Raw genomic sequence first — 291 nt, 5'->3', positions numbered from 1 at the left:
ATCGTTCTTATCATACCGGGAGGCATTAACTGGCGTTGCCATATAAGCGCATTGCCCAATCTTCTATACTTTGCTGATCCAGCCGGCGTTGCAATGAATTAACCCAACTTTGCGCTAAGCCTTCGCACTCAAGCAATGTCTGATATTGCTCTGCATCAAATTCAGCTAAAAAATACATCTGCATCGCTTTAGCCACACTGATATCCGTTTTTCTTTCTAGCAAACAGATACTGTCACTCGGACGAATGTCACCTTCAGACAACACTCGATAAAACCAGCCGCACATACGGC

1 protein-coding gene is annotated in these 291 nt (G+C 44.7%); it reads right to left on the bottom strand.

Going from position 1 to position 291, the window contains the following annotated elements:
- Positions 1-25 precede the first annotated feature (25 nt).
- Positions 26-291: 3-alpha domain-containing protein (locus tag AAEZ00_RS20940; protein WP_351089801.1), on the bottom strand; the 266-nt coding region annotated here is incomplete at its 5' end.

Origin of the sequence: Shewanella sp. S1-49-MNA-CIBAN-0167, from assembly GCF_040310145.1 — a bacterium.
Lineage (GTDB): Bacteria > Pseudomonadota > Gammaproteobacteria > Enterobacterales > Shewanellaceae > Shewanella > Shewanella psychromarinicola.
The sequence above is the reverse complement of the archived record's forward strand: the minus strand, read 5'-3'. Positions and strand labels throughout refer to the sequence as shown.